Source organism: Nocardioides sp. W7, assembly GCF_022919075.1.
Lineage (GTDB): Bacteria > Actinomycetota > Actinomycetes > Propionibacteriales > Nocardioidaceae > Nocardioides.
The window spans coordinates 1,000,603-1,020,414 of sequence record NZ_CP095078.1; the positions used below are offsets into that span (position 1 = coordinate 1,000,603).

The following is a 19,812-nucleotide window of genomic DNA, read 5'->3' on the forward strand; positions in this document are numbered from 1 at the left end:
CCGGATACGGTCCTGGCATGGACCCGATCCGGAACCCGTACGCCCCCGGGGCCGGGCAGCGCCCACCCGAGCTGGCCGGCCGCGACGTCCAGCTCCGGGCCTTCGACGTGGTCCTGGAGCGGGTCTCCCGGGGTCGTCCCGAGCGGTCCCTGGTGCTCACCGGGCTGCGCGGGGTCGGCAAGACCGTGCTGCTCAACGCGCTGCGCTCGGCGGCGGTACGACGCGGCTGGGGCACCGGCAAGCTCGAGGCCCGGCCCGACCAGTCGCTGCGGCGGCCGCTGTCGTCGGCCCTGCACCAGGCGGTCCGCGAGCTGGCCCATCCGCAGTCGGACGAGGCCGACCACGTCCTGGGGGTGCTCCGCTCCTTCGCGCAGCGCGAGGCCGGTCCGGGCGCCAAGCTGCGCGACCAGTGGAGTCCCGGCATCGACGTACCGCCCGTGCGCGGCCGCGCCGACTCCGGCGACGTCGAGATCGACCTGGTCGAGCTGCTGACCGACGTGGGCGGGCTCGCCGCCGACACCGGCAAGGGCGTCGCGGTGTTCATCGACGAGATGCAGGACCTCGGCGCCGCCGACGTCTCGGCGCTCTGCGCGGCCTGCCACGAGCTCAGCCAGAACGGCCTGCCGGTGATCGTGGTCGGCGCCGGCCTGCCGCACCTGCCCGCGGTGCTCTCGGCGAGCAAGTCGTACTCCGAGCGGCTCTTCTCCTACCAGCGCATCGACCGGCTCTCCCGCGAGGAGTCCGACCGGGCGCTCTCCTCACCCGCGGCCGAGGAGGGGGCGGCGTACGACGAGGCCGCGCTGGCCAGGCTGTACGACGCCACCAGCGGCTACCCGTACTTCATCCAGGCCTACGGCAAGTCGGTGTGGGACGTGGCCCCGCGCAGCCCGATCACCGCCCCGGACGTGGCGGTGGCGGGGCCGGAGGCGGAGCGGGAGCTGGCCGTCGGCTTCTTCGGGTCCCGCTACGAGCGGGCCACGCCGGGGGAGCGGGAGTACCTCCGCGCCATGGCCGACGCCGCCGGCGAGGACGCGGACCCGGTCGGCTCGGTCGGCACCGCGGAGGTCGCGGCCCTGCTCGGCAAGAAGCCGCAGTCGCTCTCGCCGGCCCGCGACTCACTGTTGAAGAAGGGGCTGATCTACTCCGGCGAGCGGGGCCGGATCGCCTTCACCGTCCCGCACTTCGGGCGGTACCTGCGCGAGCAGGGGTAGTCCGCGGGCCGGCGCCAGCGGGTGGTCGCGGCGGTGAGCTGGCCACCGTCTGCCGGAGCAGATCGGTTGCCTACTCACCGCTCCTCGGGATCGGGCCGCGCCCCCTCAGCCCCAGAACCCCCGATGACCCACAGCCGCCTCCTCGCTCAGCAACGGCCCGACGACCTCGATGTCGCGCGAGCCGGCGGCGAACACCTCACGACACGGCAGGGCCAGGGTCGGGTTCTCGGGGTGCGCGCCGGTGAGGTCGCGCAGGTCGGCCTCCGACATCGCGAACACCACCCGGCCGATGCCGGCCCAGTAGATCGCCCCCGCGCACATCGCGCACGGCTCGCAGCTGGTGTAGAGGCTGGTCGTGGCGAGGACGGACGGGTCCAGCGAACGGGAGGCGAGCCGGACCAGGTTGGTCTCGGCGTGGCCGGTGACGTCGTGCTCGGTGTTCACGGTGTTCTCGGCGGTGAGCAGCACCTCGCCGTCCGGGCCCGCGAGCAGCGCGCCGAACGGGTGGTTGCCGTGGGCCACGGCGTCGGCGGAGATCGCGATGGCCTGGCGGAGGAGATCGACGTCCTCGCTGGGGGTGTTCATCACGACTGCATTCTCGCGCTCTCCTGTGGCACTGACCCTCAGTGTCCGAAGGAGAGCGCGCCGAACACGGCCGCCGCCCGTACATGGTCGTTGCTCCAGACGAGGTCGTCCGGCATCCCGGGGAGCAGAGCGCTCTCGATGCCCAGGGTCAGGCGCCACGCGTCGTCGCCGCGCCGGGCGAGGACGACGTACAGCCGTAGCCGTCGTCCGTCCCACGCTGCGAGCCCTTCGTAGCCGAGCAGTTCGTCGAGACCGAGGCGGTCCCGGTCGTGCTCGTCGGTGACGCCGCCCGGCATCGGCCACGACAGCAGCTCCGGCAGGTCGAGGACCAACCGTCCCGGAGGAACCACCGGGAAGCCGATGGCTCCTTGGACACCGTCGGTCCACCGGGCCAGTGCCTCGCTGCCCACGTCGACCCGGTGCCGGATCTCCAGCCAGTCGAGCGGTGAGTCACCTCGGAAGACCGCGCTCCGCTCACCCTCGGGCGGCGACGACGTCCCCTGGTCCCGCCAGGAGTCCGGGACCCCCACGCGGGCGCGCAGGTCCGGGACCTCGCAGACCCGGGTCGGCCAGTCGGCGCTCGTGGACGCCGCAGGCAGCTGCAGCCAGGGCAGCTGCGTCGTCATGTGTGGTCCACCCGAGTGAAGCAGCGGGTGAAGTCGGTGAGCTCCATGTCGAACTCGGGCTTGCCGAGAGCTTCCAGCTCGGCAAGGTCGGTGACGACGTCCAGGGCGTCGGCCGCCCGATCCCGGTAGACGCGGCCCCGGCCACTGGCCGCTGACTCGGCGCCCCACGGGTTGCGGAGCTTCAGGAACTTCCGCTCCGGCTTGCCGGCCACGGCGATCCCCTCCGTCGCGAGCACGGTGTAGACGTGACTGCCGACCATGCCCTCGGCGACCGGTTCCCCGGAGGGCGCCACCCCGTGCGCGCCCGCTCGCTCCAGGGGCGGCTGGGCGTGGGTGGTCGCGGCGACGAGCTTCCGGGCCGCCAGCGCGGCGGTGACGTCCGTGTAGAGCTCGAGCTGTCTGGGGGTGTATCTGTTCGACCCGCGGGCGGAGGGGAGCTCGGTCCCGATCCTGGCCAGCAGTGGAGCAGACACGGGCGCGGGCATCGCGACCTCCTCACACCAGGACGCCCACTCCTCGTAGGTGGTGAAGCCGGTGAGGCGGGCGATCATGTCCGGCCTCTCGACGAGGGCGAAGAACTGCCGGGTCAGCTCGGCGTCACCGCCGTACAGCTCGGCGCACGCGGGCGTGGCCGAGGGCTCCACGTCGGCAGCCCTGACCCAGTACGTCGGGAGCCCGTGCGGCGCGCGGGACTTGAACGTCACCACGCGCTCGCGGGACATCTTCCCGGTGAGCGTCGCGAAGGCCGCGTCCGCGAAGCCACCGTTGCCGAGACCGACGTACGACGAGGAGTGCTTCCCCGCGGGCATGCCGAGGGTCGCGTAGGCCTTCTCGATCAGGGCGACCCAGAGCGGTCCGGAGGAGCTCTGTGCGTCGGAGACGACCGACTTGGCGACGGTGACGTAGCGAAGTGTCGGCGCCTCGAGGTCGCCCGGCGGGTAGAGCTTGACCGTCACCGTCTGGTCGCCGTTGTCGCGGATCATCCGGAAGACGGCGACGGGGTCGGCGGCCACCAGGGCGCCGAGCGCGGCGAGCAGGTAGCAGTCACCGATCGCACCCTGGTTGATGTCGTCGATGACCGGATCGTGGGTGAAGATCGGGAAGGACCGGTCCTTCATGACGTGCTTGGTGCTGCCGCGTTTCACGTGCGCCGTACGCAGGAATCCGCGGTGGGTGATCTCCAGGGTGCTGATCACCCCGGGCGTCGACGTGTAGGCCTCGACCCGCGTGTAGCTGCCCTTCTGCTCGTGCAGGATCAGCGCGGCGCCGGCCGCGAGGGGAGTCCGGGTCCCGGACTCCACCCCCTCCTCGACGTTCTCCACCATCGTCGAGTCCGCCGAGACCGTCCCGGGCAGTCCGGGATCGGGTGCCCGGGTGGTGGCCGCGCCCCTCACCTCCAGTCCACCCGCCGCGCCGCCCGTCGTCGGGAGCAGACCGCGCCAGGTCTGCCCGACCTGCCAATCCGCCTGAGGAGCGATCTCGCGGACGATGTCCGCCTCGATCCGAGCCCTCTCCGCCAGGCGCCGGACCCGGTCCGGCCGCGGAGTCGCGGCGTCCTTGGCCGGCTCGGCGCTGCCGGCGTACGCCGCGCAGCTGGCCAGCAGGGTCGCGTGCGCGTCCGTGACCCGGGCGGCGAGCGCTACGTAGTTGCCGGGGACGATGGGGATGTCGAGCAGTGCGTGGTAGGCGTCCAGGTCGGCGAGGATCTTGGCGAAGTTGGCCTGCCGGTGGAACAGACCGAAGTTCCCCTTCGCCTCCCCGGCGTCGAGCTCGAGCTGCTTGCGGCTCTGCAGGATCCGGCGGACCACCGGGCGGTCGCCACCGGCCTCCGGGGGCTCCGGGCCCCTGGCCACGGCCCGCAGACGGTCGTTGACTGTGGTCGTCCCGGCCCCGGCGCGTACCCGCACGTTCTCGAGGCCACCGTTCGGCGCGACCTCGGGGTCCGCGGACGCGAATCCGGCGCATCCGGCGAGGACGGGGGCCGGTACCGGGGCGGACAGGGCGGCCGCGGGCACAGCGGGAGCAGGAGAAGGAGCAGCCGACACGGGCACGGCCTGCGTCGGCCCCTGTTGGCGGGTCACGTCGGTCCGCATGCGGGTCTCCTTCATCCTCCGCGGTGAGGCTAGGGGTCACGGCGAGCGGGCGTGGGTGAACGGCCGAAGTGCCCGGCACCCTCGAGCGGGACACCCGCTCCCGCGACCGGCCGGGCGTCCGGAATGATGCTCCCCATGAGGCCGCAGGTCGTCGCTCATCGAGGCGCGAGCCACGACAACGCCGAGCACACCCTGGGTGCGTACGTCGCTGCGCTGGACGCCGGCGCGGAGGGGCTCGAGTGCGACGTCCGGATGACCGCGGACGGGCACCTGGTCTGCGTGCACGACCGCAGCCTGCGTCGTACGGCCAGCCACCACGGGACGGTCTCCACGATGGAGCTGGCCGAGCTGGCCGAGCTCGACTTCGCGTCGTGGAAGAACCCCTGGTCCGAGCTGGACGACGAGGCGCCCGAGCGCGACCGGGAGCACGGCAAGGTGCTCACCCTGCGCAAGCTGCTGGAGGTGGTCGCCGACTACGACCGCCGGATCGAGGTGGCGATCGAGACCAAGCACCCGACGCGGTACGGCGGGCTGGTGGAGAAGCGCGTCGTCGAGCTGCTCCGCGACTTCCGCTGGGACGAGCCCGGCACCCCGGCGCGGGTGATGAGCTTCTCCTACACCGCCCTGCAGCGGGTCGAGCGGCTGGCTCCCGGCGTACCGCTGGTGATGCTGGTCGACAAGGCGCAGTACTGGCCGATGCTGCGCCGGGTGATCGGCAAGGACTGGATCGTGGGACCGGGCATCGACGAGCTGACCGAGCACCCGCGGCTCGGGCACCGGATCACCCGCAGCGGCCACGCCATGCACGTGTGGACCGTGAACACCAGGTCCCAGCTGGAGCTCTGCGTCGAGCTCGGGGTGCGCGCGGTGATCAGCGACCGGCCGGCGTACCTGCTCGAGCTCCTGGACCAGGGTGACGTCTAGGCTCGCCGCCATGGCGAAGAAGTCCCGTACCAAAGCCCGTGACCTCAAAGTAGGCGCTGCCCCCCTCGCGGAGGGCGAGGTCGGCCCCCGGCAGCCCTGTCCCTGCGGCTCGGGCAAGCGCTACAAGGCCTGCCACGGCGCGCCGGGCGGCGCGGCGACGGCGTACGTCGGCCGCCCGTTCGAGGGGCTCCCGTCGGAGTGCGACATCGTCGCGCTCCGCGAGCTGGTCCCGGCCGCGACCGCGCCGCTGACCCTGAAGGACGGCGACCGCACCGTGGTGCTGTGCTCGCTGCTGCCGATGGCGGCGCCGGCGATGGTCCGCGACAGCGGCGAGGTGTGGCTGGGGCTGCAGGTGCAGCACTCCTTCGGCGACCCCTCGCGCGACCTCGGTGCGGTGCTGACCGCGGCGCTGGAGCAGGCCGAGCGCGGCGAGTCGGGGATCGTCGGCCTGACCACCGACCCCGGCCCGGGTCCGCGGCTGCAGGACCTGGTCACCGGCGACTCGCTCGACCTCACCGTGCACGAGGGCTTCGAGTACTGGGTCGCCGACGTCGAGGACCAGGCCGGCATGGAGGCCGCACTGGAGCAGGCCAACGCCTCGGTGCACCCCACCGCCAAGCTGACGTCGGTGCCCGCGGCGTACTGGACCAACGTCGGCACCAAGGAGCACCTGCGCTGGGTGATGCCCGAGCCCGAGGACCAGCTCCTCGACGCGCTCTCGCGGCTGCACGCGGCCGGCAAGGACGTGCTGGTGCCGGACTCGCGGCTGGTCGGCATGTTCCGCGCCCACGGCCTGCTCGCCCCCGTCTGGGACCTGCCCGTCGGCACCGGCCCGGAGGCCCTCGAGGAGCCGGCCGCCGCCTTCGCGGCCGACCTCGCCGAGGCGCTCGCCGACACCTCCGACCTGACCACCGAGCAGCGATCGGCCCGCAGCGGGCTGGCGAACCGGCAGGTCACGATCCGCTGATCGCCGCGGGGCCGGCGCGCCCAGCTGTTACGCGCTGTTACACGCACTACCCGCACGCTGCAGCATGCGGGTAGTGCGGCGGACATCGCGTTACAGCTCGGCCTCGGCCCCCCGCCGCAGCACCCACGGCTGCAGCCGGGCGTACCCCTTGACCGGCGTCCGCCGCAGGTGCCGGAAGGAGTACGACGGGTCGCCGTCGAGCGCCTCGTGCGCGCCCCGGTCGACCAGCACGGTGCCGGGGCGAGCCACCGAGGTGAGCCGGGCGGCGACGTTGACGACCTCGCCGAAGACGTCCCCGAGCCGGCTGACGACGTCGCCGTAGGCCAGCCCGGCGCGGACCGAGGGGAAGTCGTCGGCGGGGTCGGCTCCGCGGGCCGTCATCTCCAGGGCCATCGACGCCGCGGCAGCGACGTCGTCGGCGACGAAGAGCACCTCGTCGCCGATGTTCTTGATGATCCGGCCGCCGTGGTCGACGACGATGCCGGTGACCACGTCCTCGAAGCCCTCGATCCAGGCGACCAGCTCGGTCTCGCTGAGTGCCTTGCTCCGGGAGGTGTAGCCGACGATGTCGACGAAGCAGACCGCCAGCGGTGCGGCAGGCGAGCCGACCGTGCCGACCGTGCCGACCGCGAGCGTGCGGGAGGCGGCGGAGGCCAGGTGGCGACGCCACACGTAGGACTGCAGCGACTCCACCCGGGGCAGCACCTGCTCGGCGAGTCGGGTCACCTCGGCGACGGGGTCGTCGGACTCCATCGCCACGTCGGTGAGCAGCGTCGTCTGCCACTCCGCGAGGCGGGCGTAGCTGCGCCCCCAGGTCCGCACCAGCGCCGCCTGCCGCTGCGGGCTGAGGATGCCGAGCTCCATCAGGTCGTCGGTCAGCCGGAGCGCCTCGATGTCGGCCTCGGTGAACGCGACGTCGTCGTCCCCGGCGTGCGGGAAGCCGAGCAGCCGCCACAGCTGCTCCGCCACGACGAGGGGTACGCCGGCCCGCTCGGCCACCTCGACCCGGGTCAGGCCGGGTCGGGCGCCGAGGAGGTACTCCTCGACGGCCTCGAGGGCGCCCGACAGGTCGGGTACGTCGTCCGACGAGGTCACCCGAGCCGCGACTCCGCGACCCGGTCGAGCGTGGCCCGGAACGTCGGCATCTCCTCGCACAGGCTGCGCACGGCATCGGCGGCCAGGTGGATCAGCTCGAGCGGGGTGAGCGCCACGATGGTCGCGTTGCGGAGCTGACGGTTCAGGATCGCGGCCTCGCCGACGATGTCGCCGGGACCGAGGCGGGCCACCTCCTCGCCGCCGCGGCGTACCGAGACGCTGCCCGCGAGGACGACGTACGCCTTGTCCGCGGGGGTGTTCTCCCAGATGGGGGACCACCCCTGCGGAAGGGTGAGGTGGGTGCCGGCGGCGCTGATCCGCGCGACCTCCTGCGGAGTGAACGCGTCGAAGAACGTCTCGGTCATGCGATGCCTCTCGGTCGGGCCTCCCCGCCGGGGATCCTCCCCGACCCGGTCAGGGAGTGTCCAGACTGAACCGCGCGCACACCCGGCGGCGTCTGGAAGGTCATGGAGGTGACGATGGTGGCCCAGGACGGCCGGGCGGGCTCCTATGAGGAGTTCGTCGCCGCCCGCTCGGCGACCCTGTTCCGGACGGCGTACCTGCTCACCGGCAACCGCCCCGACGCCGAGGACCTGCTGCAGGTCGCGCTCGTGAAGGTGTACGCCGGCTGGAGCCGCGTCTCCCGGGCCGCCTCGCCGGAGGCCTACGCGCGCCGGACCCTGGTCAACGCGTTCCTCTCGTCGCGCCGACCGGCCCGGTTCACCCGCGAGCGGCTGGTGCACACCCTGCCCGACGCGGTGACCCACGACGCCGACCCGGACGACCGCCTGGTGCTGTGGCCGCTGGTCGACGCGCTGCCTCCTCGGCAGCGCGCCGTCGTGGTGCTGCGCTACTACGAGGGGCTGAGCGAGCGCGAGATCGCCGACGAGCTCCGGATCGCCCCCGGCACCGTGAAGTCCACGTGCGCCGCCGCCCTGCGTTCGCTGCGCCAGACGATGGGAGAGCGGGCATGACCGACCTCGAGCAGCGCCTCACCGACGAGCTCGGCGCCGTCGCCACCGACCTGCGCGTCCCGGATCTCGCCGTCGCCGGCCTGGTCGCCGCCGGCCGTCGGGAGCGGGTACGACGCCGCTCGGGCGTCGCCGGCCTGGTCGCCGCCGTGGCGGTCGTCGCCGTGCGCGCAGGTGCGGGCCTGAGCGGCGGCCACGACCTGGCGGTCGACCCCGCGCCGGCGCCGTTCGTCGACGACCTCGCTCGACCGCTCGCCCTGCCGTGGTGGCAGACGATCGACGATCAGACCGACCCGGATATCGGGGTGCTGCACGTCGCGGGTGCCGAGGTGCCGTTCCCCGCGTCCGGGCTCCTGCACACGCAGGGTCGGACCTTCGTCGAGAACGGCGCCCAGCGGTGGTGGGAGGTCGTGGACGGTGTCCTGGAACCGGTGGCGGACGTCCCGCTCACCGGGCCGCCGGTGGTCGGTCCCGACGGCATCCGGCTCTGGGTGGAGGACACCGGGAACGACTACGCGGTCGGCGTCGAATCACCGGACGGGAGCGGCACCGCATCCTCGCTGCCACCGGGCGAACGGCCGCGGGCCGTCGGCCTGACCGAGGACGGCCAGGTGTTGATGACTCGGGGCGCCGAGGTCCTCCTCTGGGAGGACGGCCGAGGGGGCCCCACGCCGGTGACCGGGGTGCCGGAGGGAGCCGCGGTCGCCGCCCGACTGGGAGGCTTGGCGCTGTACGCAGGCGGCCGGGTGCTGGCGGGACAGATCGACGATGCCGGGCGCGTCTACCAGGAGTGGGGCACCGAGGGCGGCGGCACCGGGGCGTGGTCGGAGGACGGGGAGCGGTACGCCGAGGCGACCGACGACGGGATCCGGTTCGCGACCGAGGCCGGGGCCACGGTCGCTCCCCTCCACGCGGACCTGCTCCGGGTCGTCGGCTGGGAGAACGAGACCGAGGTCGTGGTCGCGCAGTGGATCGAGGAGGACGGTGCGGTCACCGGCGTGTGGCGCTGCTCGACCACCGAGCTGCGGTGCGCCGCGGTGGCCGACGCCCCGAACGGCAGGGTGTTGTTGCCGGGCCTCTGAGCCGGCGGGTCAGCCCGGGAGCGGCTCCCGCGCGACCGGACAGCTCATGCAGCGCGGGCCGCCACGGCCGGAGCCGAGCTCGGAGCCGGCGATCCGGACGACCTCGATGCCGGCGTCCTCCAGTCGCGCGTTGGTCTCGTGGTTGCGCTCGTAGGCGACCGCGACCCGGGGCGCGAGGGCGAGGGTGTTGTTGCCGTCGTCCCACTGCTCGCGCTCGGCGGTGACCGGGTCCAGGCCGGTGTCGATCTGGTGCAGCGTGTCGATCTGCATCGCCTTCGCGGCGGCGACCAGGAACGGCTCGGCGTCGGCCACCCGCAGGGTCAGTTCGCTGTCCTCGGCCGCGCCCTCGGCGAGGGTGACGGCGTGGGCCTGGAGCGAGTCGGCGACGTTGGGGTACATCACGATCTTGTCGACGTCGACCATCGTGCAGACCGTGTCGAGGTGCATGGTCGCGCGCTCCTGGGCGATCGGCACGGCGAGCACGGTGTGCGCCAGGTTGGCGTGGAAGACCTGGCGGGCGAACCGCTCGACGCCGGCCGGGGTGGTGCGCTCGCCGACGCCGACGGCGATCACGCCGGGAGCGAGCAGGAGTACGTCGCCGCCCTCGACGTACTCGCTGTGCCAGCCGTGGATCTTGCGCGTGCCCTGGAAGCGCGGGTGCTCGGTGTAGATCAGCTCGGTCAGCTGGGTCTCGCGCTTGCGGGCCGGCATCGACAGCGAGGTGATCGCCACCCGGTCGCGGACCCAGACGCTGGAGTCGCGGGTGAAGAGCAGGTTGGGCAGCGGGTCGACGAGGAAGTCGTGCGGGTCGAGCAGCGAGGTGACCAGCCCGAAGCCGCCGCGCACCTCGTCGTTGCGGATCCCGGCGGTGAGGTAGTCGGTCAGCTCCGCCGGCGACGCCTCGCGCAGGAACCGGGCGAGGTAGCCGCGCATCGTGTCGCCGAGGTGCAGCCCGGACAGCGCCGAGGTGATCGCGTGGTTGCGCGCGGCCTCGCTCTCGAGGGTCTCGGTGAGCAGCTCGGTGAGGTAGAGGACCTCCACGTCGCGCGCGCGCAGCGCCTCGGCGAACGCGTCGTGCTCCTCCTGCGCGCGGGCCACCCAGGGGATGCCGTCGAAGAGGAGCTTGTCGTTGTTGCGCGGGGTGAGCCGCTTCAGCTCGTTGCCCGGACGGTGGAGCATCACCGTCTGCAGGCGCCCGACCTCGCTGCTCGCGCCGTGCTCGGCACCCGGGGACGTCATGGTGCGACTGTAGTCCCGGGGAGAGATTGTCAGACAATTCTTTGGGGCGGTGGAGCGAGAAAATCTCCGCCTAGGCGGTGAATCTCACTGCCCTGTCGAGATGCTTCAAACCACAGCATCCAGTTTCTCGACACCGCTGCGGCCGACGGGACCGGAGGGGACAGGCGTACGACGACGCTGGCCACCGAGTCCGGATCAGCTCACCAGCTCCCACAGCACCAGCGCGAAGAGCACCAGGCAGACCGTGCCGCCGATGGCGAAGAGCACGTGCAGCCGGATCCGCTGCATCAGCCAGCGGCCAACGAGCACCGCGAGGCCGCTGACCGCGAGCAGGGCGCCGAGGGCACCGAGCCAGACCTCGAGCGGCGCCTCGTAGCGGGCGACCAGCGAGATCGTGAGCAGCTGGGACAGGTCGCCCCACTCGGCGGCGAAGAGGACCAGGAACGACGCGACGACCGCCCCGATCCCGGTCGCCGGCTTGGCCTTCTCGATGAACTCCGAGCCGTCGTCGTCCTCGGCCTGGCGGCGGTGCGCCCGCGACTCGCGGAAGAGCAGCAGCGCCCCGACCAGGAACAGGACGGCGGCGGCCGACTGGACCACGGTCTCCGGCAGGAACGACACCGCGTGGCCCAGCAACACCGCGACCGTCGTCTGGACCGCGAACGCCAGCCCCACGCCGATCCAGACCAGCACCGGTCGGTAGCGGGTCGCGAGGACCAGGGTCGCGAGGAACGTCTTGTCGGGCAGCTCGACCAGGAAGATCGCGCCGAAGGTGAGCGCGATGGCACCGAGATCCATCAGGCGTTCTCCGCCCAGAACGTCGCCCGAGCGTCGTCCAGCACGTCCCGGGCCGGACGGCCCAGTACGGCGGCGGCCCGCGCGACCTCGTCGTACTCCGGCTGTGCGTTGACGACCCGGCCCTCGAGCCGGGCGACCTTGACGGCGACGACCTGGCCGCCGACGACCACCTCGACGAGCTCGCGGGCCAGCGCGCGCTTGGTGACGGCGTGCTCGCGCAGGCCGATGGTGGTGGTCTCGCGGAAGATCACCTCGCGCACCGCGGCCGCCCGGTCGGTGCTCACCAGGACGTGCAGGGTGTGCGCGGGTCGGCCCTTCTTCATCAGGATCGGCGTCAGCCAGGCGTCCGCGGCACCTGCGGCGAGGAGCGCGTCGAGCACGGTCGGCCACAGTCGCGGGTCGAGGTCGTCGACGTTCGTCTCGAGGACGAGCTCCGTGTCGACGGCCGAGTCAGAGGAGCCGGCCGCGCCGACCAGCAGCCGCAGCACGTTGGCGTGCCCCTCGGGGTCCCGCCCGCCGGCGCCCACCCCGACCGCCTCGGTCACCATCAGCGGCTGCGCGCCCCACGAGGTCGCGACGGCGGTGAGCACCGCCGCACCGGTGGGCGTGCACAGCTCCATGGCCGGCGAGCCGGGAGGTCCGGCGTACGACGGGACGCCGCGCAGCAGCTCGGCGACGGCGGGTGGCGGGACCGGCAGGGTGCCGTGGGCGGCCCGGACGGTGCCGGAGCCGACGGCGACCGGACTGACGACGACGGTCTCGGCGCCCAGGTGGACCAGGCCGCCGGCCACCCCGACGACGTCGGCGATGGCGTCCAGCGCGCCGACCTCGTGGAAGTGCACCTCGTCGGCGGCGACGCCGTGCACCGCGCCCTCGGCGACGGCGAGCCGTTCGAAGACCCGCTGCGCCAGGTCGCGAACCCGGGCATCGAGGGCAGCCCCGTCGAGCAGCGCCCGGACGTCTCGCCAGGTGCGGTGGTGGTGGGACTCGGTGATCGCGACGTGGCAGCGGATCGCGGCGAGACCGTTGCGGGTGACCTGCTCGACGGCGAGCGCCACCGGCTCGGGGGCGACCGCGTCGACGGCGGCCTGCAGCACCTCGAGGGGTACGCCGGCGCCCGCCAGCGCGCCGAGCAGCATGTCGCCGCTGGCCCCGGAGGTGGCGTCGATCCAGAGCGTGCGGCTCATCGAGGCGCCGACTGGCGGGCGACCCGGGCGGCGAACACGCCTGCGCCGTACCCGTTGTCGATGTTCACGACCGTGACGCCGGGCGCGCAGGAGTTGAGCATCGCCAGCAGGGCGGTGACGCCGCCGAGGGAGGCGCCGTAGCCGACGCTGGTGGGCACGGCGACCAGGGGTACGCCGGTGAGGCCGCCGACGACGGACGGCAGCGCGCCCTCCATGCCGGCGACGACGACCAGGCAGTCGGCCGCCGCGAGCCGGTCGCGGACGGCGAGCACCCGGTGCAGCCCGGCGACGCCGACGTCGTCGATCCGGTCCACCCCTCCGCCGTGCACGCTGACCGTCAGGGCCGCCTCCGCGGCGACCGGCGCGTCGGACGTGCCGGCGCTGACCACCGCGACGGTGCCGACCGGCGTGGGCAGCGGGCCGAGGGTGACGGACCGCGCGACCGGGTGGAGGGTGGCGTCCGGCAGGTGGCGGCCGATGACTTCGAGCGCGTCGGGGGAGAGCCGGGTGGCGAGCACGGCCCGGTCGGGGTGCTGGTCGTGCAGGGTCCGCAGGATCGCCACGACCTGGTCGGGCGTCTTGCCCTCGCCGTACACGACCTCGGGGTCGCCGGTGCGGGCCGTGCGGTCGACATCGACGCGGGCGAAACCGAGGTCGGCGGTACGGCGGTCGGGCTGGTCCACCCCAGGAATCTATCCGGCGCGGGTCGGGCCGGTTCGCGCGCCCGGTGGTCGGCGATCCGGCCGGCGGCGCTGGGCGGTGCCGTTTGGTCACCAACGACAGCCTGGAGCCGGATTTGTTGTCGTTTGGTCACCAACGGCAACGCCCACCAACCGGCCACCAACCGGCCGCCAACCTCAGTCGGGCACGCCGACCAACCGGGACTCCAGCGCCGAGACCTGCGCCTTCAGGTCGGCCAGGGCCGCCAGGATCGTGTCCGTCGAGTCGTCGACGGCGTGCTCGATCTCCTCGGTGACCTCGTCGCTCTCGCGGTCCAGCGCCTCGACGGCGACCGCGATGAAGAGGTTCAGCACGATGTAGGCCGACAGCACGATGTAGAGGACGAAGAAGATCCAGGCGGCGGGGTGGGCCTCGGTGGTCGGCCGGGTGATGTTGGCCCAGTCGTCGCCGGTGGTGATCGTGAACATCGCGATCATGGAGTCGCCGAGCGAGCCGAAGTGCTCGGGGTCGGCCTCGCCGAACATCTGGGTGGCCATCACCGCGCAGATGTAGATGAGCATGGCGAGCAAGGCACCGATCGAGGCCATGCCGGGCACGGTCTTGACCAGCGCCGCGACCACGAGCCGCATCGAGCGGATCGTCGAGAGCAGCCGCAGCACGCGGAGCACGCGCAGCACCCGGAGCACGGAGTACGACCCCGCGCCCGGGGTGAGCGCGATCAGCACCACGAACAGGTCGAAGAGGTTCCAGCCGCCCTTGAAGAAGGACCGGCCGTGCGCGTAGATCCGGAGCACGATCTCGATCACGAAGATCACGACCGTGACCCGGCCGACGGCCTCGGTCGCGTCGCCGTGCTCGGCCATCCAGCCGGGCGAGACCTCGGCGCCGATGACTGCCGCGTTGATGATGATGACGCCGATGACGAACCACTGGAACCGGGCCGATTCGACGAGCTGACGCACCCGTTCCCTCACGGGTGCATTTTGTCAGGAACGGAACGCGTCCGCCGGATAAACGCCCAGGATCTTCACGTCGGTGGTGAAGAAGGCCAGCTCCTCGAGGGCCCGCTGGAGCCCGAGGTCCTCGGGGTGCCCGTCGACCTCGGCCAGGAACTGGGTGGCGGTGAACTCGCCGCCGACCATGTAGCTCTCCAGCTTGGTCATGTTGACGCCGTTCGTCGCGAATCCGCCGAGCGCCTTGTACAGCGCGGCCGGCAGGTTGCGGACGTTGAAGATGAAGCTGGTGACGACCGGCCCGTTTCCGGGGGCGGCCTGGACGAGGCCGGGGGAGAGGACCACGAACCGGGTGGTGTTGTGGTCCTCGTCCTCGACGTCCTCGGCGAGGATCTCCAGGCCGTAGATCTGCGCGGCCAGCGGCGGCGAGATCGCGGCCTGGCTCGGGTCCGCGGCCTCGGCGACCTCGCGGGCCGCTCCCGCGGTGTCGCCGGAGATGATCGGCTTGAGGCCGTGCTCGCGGATGAACTTGCGGCACTGGCCCAGGGCGTGGACGTGGCTGTGCACGGTCCGGATCGACTCCAGCGAGGTCCCGGGCACGCCCATCAGGTGGAAGCGGATCCGCAGGAAGTGCTCGGCGACGATGTGCAGCCCGGACGAGGGCAGGAAGTGGTGGATGTCGGCCACCCGGCCGGCGATCGAGTTGTCGATCGGGATCATCGCCAGGTCGGCCTCGCCGGCCTCGACGACGGCGAACACGTCCTCGAACGACGCGCAGGGCACCGACTCCCAGTCGGGGTAGTGCTGCACGCACACCTGGTGGGAGTTGGCGCCGGGCTCGCCCTGGTAGGCGATGCGTCGTCGTTCGGTCACCCGGGAAGTCTAGGGTCGGGGAGTGGTCGTGCTCGCCGTGCTCTCGTTGGTCGTCGCGCTGGTCGCGTTGGTGCTCTCCCTGGTGCTGCTGCGCCAGGCGCGGTCGGGGCGTCGTACTCCCGCCGGGGACGCGCTCCCCGAGGACGTCCACGGCCTGCGCCAGGAGGTCGCCGCCCTGCGCGCGGAGGCCACGGATGCGCTGCGCCACCTCGCCGTCGTGCGGTACGACGCGTTCGGCGACATGGGCGGCCACCTGTCCTGGTCGGTGGCGCTGCTCGACGACTCCGGCCACGGGGTCGTGCTGACCTCGATCCACGGCCGCTCCGAGGCCCGGACCTACGCCAAGAGCATCGTCGGCTGGACCTGCGAGCAGCAGCTCTCGCCCGAGGAGCTCGAGGCCATCGAGCACGCCCGGCCGCGGAAGCGCTGACCCGCGTCGAGTGACACCTGCTGGCCCCTCTCCGAGGCGTCAGAGGGGCCACTACCTGTCACTCGACGAGTACGCCGCCGCAGGTCACCCCTAGCCTGTGGCCCATGAGTGGACCGGTCGGCGTGGCGCACGGGGCGTCGTACGTCCTGAAGGGCTTCACGATGTGGCGCCGGCGGCCCGGCCTGATGCTGCTGGGGATGGTGCCGGCGGTGCTCGTGCTGGTCCTCATCGGCGCGGCGCTGGTGCTCCTGGTCGCGAACGTCGGCGACCTGGCCGGGTGGCTGACCCCGTTCGCCGACGACTGGGACACCTGGCGCAGCGTGGTGCGCCTCGGGCTGGCGCTGCTGCTCGTGGGCGGCTCGGCGGTGCTGGCCGCGGTGACCTTCACGGGGCTGACCCTGGCGGTCGGCGACCCGTTCTACGAGCGGATCTGGCGCGAGACCGAGCGGATGCTCGGCGGCGAGGTGCCCGAGGGCGGCGTGGGGTTCTGGCGCGCGCTCCGCGACGCCGGTGTGCTGATGCTCGCGGGCCTCGGCATGGCTTTCGTCCTCGCGGTCATCGGCTTCCTGCCGCTCGTCGGCGCGATCGCGGGCGCCGTCCTGGGCTTCCTCGTCTCGGCCCGCCTGCTGGCGGGCGAGCTCGTCTCGCGGCCGCTGGAGTCGCGCGGCCTCGACCGAGAGGCCCGCAAGGCGATCCTGGCCGGTCACGGCTCCTCGGTCCTCGGCCTCGGAATGGCCACCCAGGCCTTCTTCCTGGTGCCGTTCGGCGCGGTGGCCGTCATGCCCGCCGCGGTCGTGGGGTCGACGATGCTGGTGCGGGAGATCCTGGAATCGGCCGAGGCGGCGGGGTAGTCCGTCACATGAGCGGGGTTACTGGCCAGTAGATCCCCCCTCCTGTGACGGACTACCCCGCCGACCCCCTCACGGCTCCAGCGTGTAGCCCAGGCCCGGAGAGGTGACCAGGTGCCGCGGGTGGGCGGGGTCGGCCTCGAGCTTGCGGCGCAGCTGGGCGGCGTACACGCGCAGGTAGTTCGTCTCGTGCTCGTACGACGGACCCCACACCTCGCGCAGCACCTGCTCGCGGGTGACCAGCCGGCCCAGGTTGCGGGCGAGCAGCTCCAGGAAGGCCCACTCCGTGGGCGTGAGGCGTACGTCGACGCCGTCTCGCGCGACCCGCTTGCGCGCCAGGTCGATCAGCAACGGCCCCACCTGCAGCGAGGACTCCTCGGGGTGCGCGGCCGCGCCGCGTCGTACCGCCGCCCGGAGCCGGGCCATCAGCTCGTTCATGGCGAACGGCTTGGAGATGTAGTCGTCCGCCCCGAGGTCGAGGGCCTCCACCTTGTCCTCGCCGTGCTGGCGGGCGGACAGGACGACGATCGGCACCGACGACCAGCCGCGCAGCCCGGCGATCACCTCGGTGCCGTCGAGGTCGGGGAGGCCGAGGTCGAGCAGCACCACGTCGGGGTGCGTGGTGGCGGCGGCGTCGAGCGCGGCGCGCCCGTCGGCGGCGGTGACGACCTCCCAGCCGTGGGCACGCAGGTTGATCGCGAGCGCCCGGGCCAGGGCCGGCTCGTCGTCGACGACCAGCACCCGCGGGCTCATCCGGCCGCCCGGGGCACCGAGAGCACCATGGTCAGCCCGCCGCCGGGGGTGTCCTCGGCCGCGAGCGAGCCGCCGACCGCCTCGGTCAGCCCGCGGGCCACCGCGAGCCCCAGCCCGAGCCCGCCGGGCGAGGTGTCGTCGAGGCGCTGGAACGGCTCGAACATCCGCTCCCGCTGCTCGGGCGGTACGCCGGGCCCGCGGTCGACCACCAGGATCTCGACGGCCTCGGGGAGGACGTGGGCGAGCACCCGGACGGGCGTGCCCCCCGAGTGCCGGACGGCGTTGCCGACGAGGTTGGCGACCACCCGCTCGAGCAGGCCGGCGTCGGTCGCGACCATCGGGGCGTCCTCGTCGACCTCCAGCGAGACGGCGCCGGGCGGCTGACCGGCGACCGCGAGCGGCAGCACCTCCTCGAGGCTGCGCTCGCGCAGCTCGGGGTGCACCAGCCCGGACCGGAGGCGCGACAGGTCGAGCAGGTTGTCGATGAGCCGCTCGAGCTGCTCGGTCGAGGAGTCCACGGCCTCGACGAGCTCGGCCCGGTCGTCGGCGTCCAGGGACCCGGAGACCAGCCCGTCGACCGCCGTACGCATGGTCGCGAGGGGGGTGCGCAGGTCGTGCGAGACCGCCCGCAGCAGGGCGGTGCTGGTCGCCTCGGCGCTCTCCAGCGCCGCGGCCCGCTCCTCGCGGGAGCGCAGCCGCCGGTACTCCAGGACCAGGCTGGTCTGAACCGCGAACGCCTCCAGCACCCGCCGGTCGGTCGCGCGCAGCGGCGAGCCGCACAGCACCAGCACGTGGTCGTCGTCGACGCCGACCCGGGTGGCGCCCTCGTCGGGGGACGACGCGCACGGGGCACCGCTCGCGGCGACGACCCGCCAGCCGCCCGGTCCGCCCTGCAGCAGCGAGACGGCGTCCTGGCCGAAGGTCTCGCGCAGCCGCTCGACGATCGCCTCGGCGGTGTCCTGCCCGGTGAGCACCGAGCGGGAGAGCGCCCCCACGGTCGCGGCCTCGGCGCGGGCGCGCACCGCCTCGGCGGCCCGGCGCGAGGCGCGGTCGACGACGGTCGCCACGCCGACCGCGACGGCGACGAAGACCAGCAGCGCCACCAGGTTCTCGGGCTCGGCGATGGTGAGCCGGTTGAGCGGCGGCGTGAAGAACCAGTTCATCAGCACGAAGCCGACGAGGGCCGCCAGGAGGGCGGGCACCAGGCCGCCGACCAGCGCGACCAGCACGGTGAGGGCCAGGAACAGCAGGACGTCGAGCGGCAGCTGGTCGGGGTCGTGGAACCGGGTGAGGAGCACCGTGAGCAGCACCGGCAGCAGAGCGCCGAGGAGCAGCCCCGCGACCTGGCGCTGCCGGCTGAGCGGGGAGAGGTACCACCGCGGCCGGCCACCCCCGCCGCTCTCGTCGTGGGTGACCAGGTGGACGTCGATCGCGCCCGCGAGCTGGGCCACCCGATCGCCGGTGGTCCCGGTGAACAGGCGTCGCAGGCGACCGTGGCGGGAGACGCCGACGACGATCATCGTGGCGTTGGCACCGGTCGCGAAGTCGACCACCGCCTCGGACACCTCCTCGCCGACGACGGAGTGGAAGGTGCCGCCCAGCGACGCGACCAGCTGCTGGGAGCGGGCGATCCGCTGGTCGTCGGTGGTCGAGATGCCGTCGGTGGCGATCACGTGCACCGCGAGCAGCTCCGAGCCGGCCGCCCGCTGGGCGAGCCGTGCGCCCCGCCGCAGCAGGGTCTCGCTCTCGGCGCCGCCGGTGACGGCGACGACGATCCGCTCCTTGGTCGGCCAGGTGTGCTCGATGCGGTGCGCGCGGCGGTAGTCGCCGAGCGCGTCGTCGACCCGGTCCGCGAGCCAGAGCAGCGCGAGCTCGCGCAGGGCGGTGAGGTTCCCGACCCGGAAGTACGACGTCAGCGACGCGTCGATGTTCTCCGGCTTGTAGATGTTGCCGTGCGCCATCCGGCGGCGCAGTGCGTCGGGGGGCATGTCGACCAGCTGGATCTGGTCGGCGGTGCGGACGACCTCGTCCGGGACGGTCTCGCGCTGGCGGACGCCGGTGATCCGCTCGACCTCGTCGTTGAGCGACTCCAGGTGCTGGATGTTGACCGTGGTGATGACGTCGATGCCGGCCGCCCGGATCTCCGCCACGTCCTGGGCGCGCTTCTCGTGCCGGCTCCCCGGCACGTTGGTGTGCGCCAGCTCGTCGACGAGTACGACGGTCGGTGCCCGGGCGATCACCGCGTCGGTGTCCATCTCGGTGAAGGTCGTCCCTCGGTAGTCGATCACCTTCCGCGGGACGACCTCCAGGTCGGCGAGCTGGCCGACGGTCTGCGCGCGGCCGTGCGTCTCGACGTACCCGACGACCACGTCGGTGCCGCGCTCGCAGCGCCGGCGGGCCTCGCCGAGCATCGCGTAGGTCTTGCCGACGCCGGGAGCGGCGCCGAGGTAGACCGTCAGCCGCCCCCGGCGCCCAGCTCCTGGATCGGCGTCCATG

At 73.1% G+C, this 19,812-nt stretch carries 20 protein-coding genes; 7 read left to right on the forward strand and 13 right to left on the reverse strand.

Going from position 1 to position 19,812, the window contains the following annotated elements:
* Nucleotides 1-17 precede the first annotated feature (17 nt).
* Nucleotides 18-1,211 (forward strand): ATP-binding protein, encoded by a 1,194-nt coding sequence (locus tag MUB56_RS04840; RefSeq protein ID WP_244930775.1) that lies wholly within the window; start codon nt 18-20, stop codon nt 1,209-1,211.
* A 105-nt stretch (nt 1,212-1,316) separates the two neighbouring features.
* On the opposite strand, the gene MUB56_RS04845 is transcribed toward MUB56_RS04840, so the two are convergent.
* From MUB56_RS04845 to MUB56_RS04855, 3 genes are read right to left on the reverse strand one after another with little or no spacing between them, the layout of a single operon-like run.
* Complete coding sequence (locus MUB56_RS04845; protein ID WP_244932355.1) at nt 1,317-1,796, reverse strand: nucleoside deaminase; 480 nt, start codon at nt 1,794-1,796, stop codon at nt 1,317-1,319.
* A 38-nt stretch (nt 1,797-1,834) separates the two neighbouring features.
* A complete protein-coding gene (locus MUB56_RS04850; protein ID WP_244930776.1) occupies nt 1,835-2,422 on the reverse strand; it encodes a hypothetical protein in 588 nt (195 codons plus the stop codon).
* Nucleotides 2,419-4,515, reverse strand: a complete 2,097-nt coding sequence (locus tag MUB56_RS04855) for a C2 family cysteine protease (RefSeq protein WP_244930777.1) — start codon at nt 4,513-4,515, stop codon at nt 2,419-2,421. Before MUB56_RS04855 ends, MUB56_RS04850 begins: the two co-directional genes overlap by 4 nt.
* A gap of 135 nt (nt 4,516-4,650) precedes the next feature.
* Here MUB56_RS04855 and MUB56_RS04860 point away from each other — a divergent pair, with 135 nt between their 5' ends.
* Nucleotides 4,651-5,439, forward strand: a complete 789-nt coding sequence (locus MUB56_RS04860) for a glycerophosphodiester phosphodiesterase family protein (RefSeq protein WP_244930778.1) — start codon at nt 4,651-4,653, stop codon at nt 5,437-5,439.
* A gap of 10 nt (nt 5,440-5,449) precedes the next feature.
* Nucleotides 5,450-6,406, forward strand: a complete 957-nt coding sequence (locus MUB56_RS04865; protein WP_244930779.1) for a DUF5926 family protein — start codon at nt 5,450-5,452, stop codon at nt 6,404-6,406.
* 90 nt (nt 6,407-6,496) lie between these two features.
* Here the strand turns inward: MUB56_RS04865 and MUB56_RS04870 are convergent, their stop codons facing one another.
* Together MUB56_RS04870 and MUB56_RS04875 are read right to left on the reverse strand one after the other, a co-directional pair.
* Nucleotides 6,497-7,501: an adenylate/guanylate cyclase domain-containing protein gene (locus MUB56_RS04870; RefSeq protein ID WP_244930780.1), complete on the reverse strand. Its 1,005-nt coding sequence runs from the start codon at nt 7,499-7,501 to the stop codon at nt 6,497-6,499.
* Complete coding sequence (locus MUB56_RS04875; RefSeq protein ID WP_244930781.1) at nt 7,498-7,866, reverse strand: cyclic nucleotide-binding domain-containing protein; 369 nt, start codon at nt 7,864-7,866, stop codon at nt 7,498-7,500. The genes MUB56_RS04870 and MUB56_RS04875 overlap by 4 nt, the downstream gene beginning before the upstream one ends.
* Before the next feature lie 114 nt (nt 7,867-7,980).
* On the opposite strand from MUB56_RS04875, the gene MUB56_RS04880 reads away from it, so the two are divergent.
* Together MUB56_RS04880 and MUB56_RS04885 are read left to right on the forward strand one after the other, a co-directional pair.
* The gene (locus MUB56_RS04880; protein WP_244930782.1) at nt 7,981-8,475 is read left to right on the forward strand and encodes a SigE family RNA polymerase sigma factor; all 495 of its coding nucleotides are present in this window, start codon (nt 7,981-7,983) and stop codon (nt 8,473-8,475) included.
* Nucleotides 8,472-9,554: a hypothetical protein gene (locus MUB56_RS04885; RefSeq protein WP_244930783.1), complete on the forward strand. Its 1,083-nt coding sequence runs from the start codon at nt 8,472-8,474 to the stop codon at nt 9,552-9,554. Before MUB56_RS04880 ends, MUB56_RS04885 begins: the two co-directional genes overlap by 4 nt.
* A gap of 9 nt (nt 9,555-9,563) precedes the next feature.
* Here MUB56_RS04885 and MUB56_RS04890 read toward each other — a convergent pair whose 3' ends face one another.
* The 6 genes from MUB56_RS04890 to MUB56_RS04915 all read right to left on the reverse strand — a co-directional run bounded on the left by MUB56_RS04890 (nt 9,564) and on the right by MUB56_RS04915 (nt 15,285).
* Nucleotides 9,564-10,793, reverse strand: a complete 1,230-nt coding sequence (locus MUB56_RS04890; RefSeq protein WP_244930784.1) for an arginine deiminase — start codon at nt 10,791-10,793, stop codon at nt 9,564-9,566.
* A gap of 195 nt (nt 10,794-10,988) precedes the next feature.
* Nucleotides 10,989-11,591 (reverse strand): TMEM165/GDT1 family protein, encoded by a 603-nt coding sequence (locus tag MUB56_RS04895; protein ID WP_244930785.1) that lies wholly within the window; start codon nt 11,589-11,591, stop codon nt 10,989-10,991.
* Nucleotides 11,591-12,778, reverse strand: coding sequence for a nickel pincer cofactor biosynthesis protein LarC (gene larC, locus MUB56_RS04900; RefSeq protein WP_244930786.1), 1,188 nt, complete (start codon nt 12,776-12,778; stop codon nt 11,591-11,593). Before larC ends, MUB56_RS04895 begins: the two co-directional genes overlap by 1 nt.
* Nucleotides 12,775-13,461, reverse strand: coding sequence for a nickel pincer cofactor biosynthesis protein LarB (larB, locus tag MUB56_RS04905; protein WP_244930787.1), 687 nt, complete (start codon nt 13,459-13,461; stop codon nt 12,775-12,777). Before larB ends, larC begins: the two co-directional genes overlap by 4 nt.
* Before the next feature lie 174 nt (nt 13,462-13,635).
* Nucleotides 13,636-14,433 carry an ion transporter gene (locus MUB56_RS04910; RefSeq protein WP_244930788.1) on the reverse strand — a complete coding sequence of 266 codons (798 nt, stop codon included), beginning with the start codon at nt 14,431-14,433 and terminating at the stop codon, nt 13,636-13,638.
* A 12-nt stretch (nt 14,434-14,445) separates the two neighbouring features.
* Nucleotides 14,446-15,285: a prephenate dehydratase gene (locus MUB56_RS04915; protein ID WP_244930789.1), complete on the reverse strand. Its 840-nt coding sequence runs from the start codon at nt 15,283-15,285 to the stop codon at nt 14,446-14,448.
* Between the two features lie 22 nt (nt 15,286-15,307).
* On the opposite strand from MUB56_RS04915, the gene MUB56_RS04920 reads away from it, so the two are divergent.
* Both MUB56_RS04920 and MUB56_RS04925 read left to right on the forward strand, forming a co-directional pair.
* On the forward strand, nt 15,308-15,715 hold the full coding sequence (locus tag MUB56_RS04920; RefSeq protein ID WP_244930790.1) for a DUF4446 family protein: 408 nt from the start codon (nt 15,308-15,310) through the stop codon (nt 15,713-15,715).
* Nucleotides 15,716-15,819: 104 nt separating this feature from the next.
* Nucleotides 15,820-16,566 carry an EI24 domain-containing protein gene (locus MUB56_RS04925; RefSeq protein WP_244930791.1) on the forward strand — a complete coding sequence of 249 codons (747 nt, stop codon included), beginning with the start codon at nt 15,820-15,822 and terminating at the stop codon, nt 16,564-16,566.
* 69 nt (nt 16,567-16,635) lie between these two features.
* Here MUB56_RS04925 and MUB56_RS04930 read toward each other — a convergent pair whose 3' ends face one another.
* A complete protein-coding gene (locus tag MUB56_RS04930; protein WP_244930792.1) occupies nt 16,636-17,316 on the reverse strand; it encodes a response regulator transcription factor in 681 nt (226 codons plus the stop codon).
* A complete protein-coding gene (locus MUB56_RS04935; RefSeq protein WP_244930793.1) occupies nt 17,313-19,811 on the reverse strand; it encodes a DUF4118 domain-containing protein in 2,499 nt (832 codons plus the stop codon). Before MUB56_RS04935 ends, MUB56_RS04930 begins: the two co-directional genes overlap by 4 nt.
* Nucleotide 19,812: the final 1 nt, after the last annotated feature.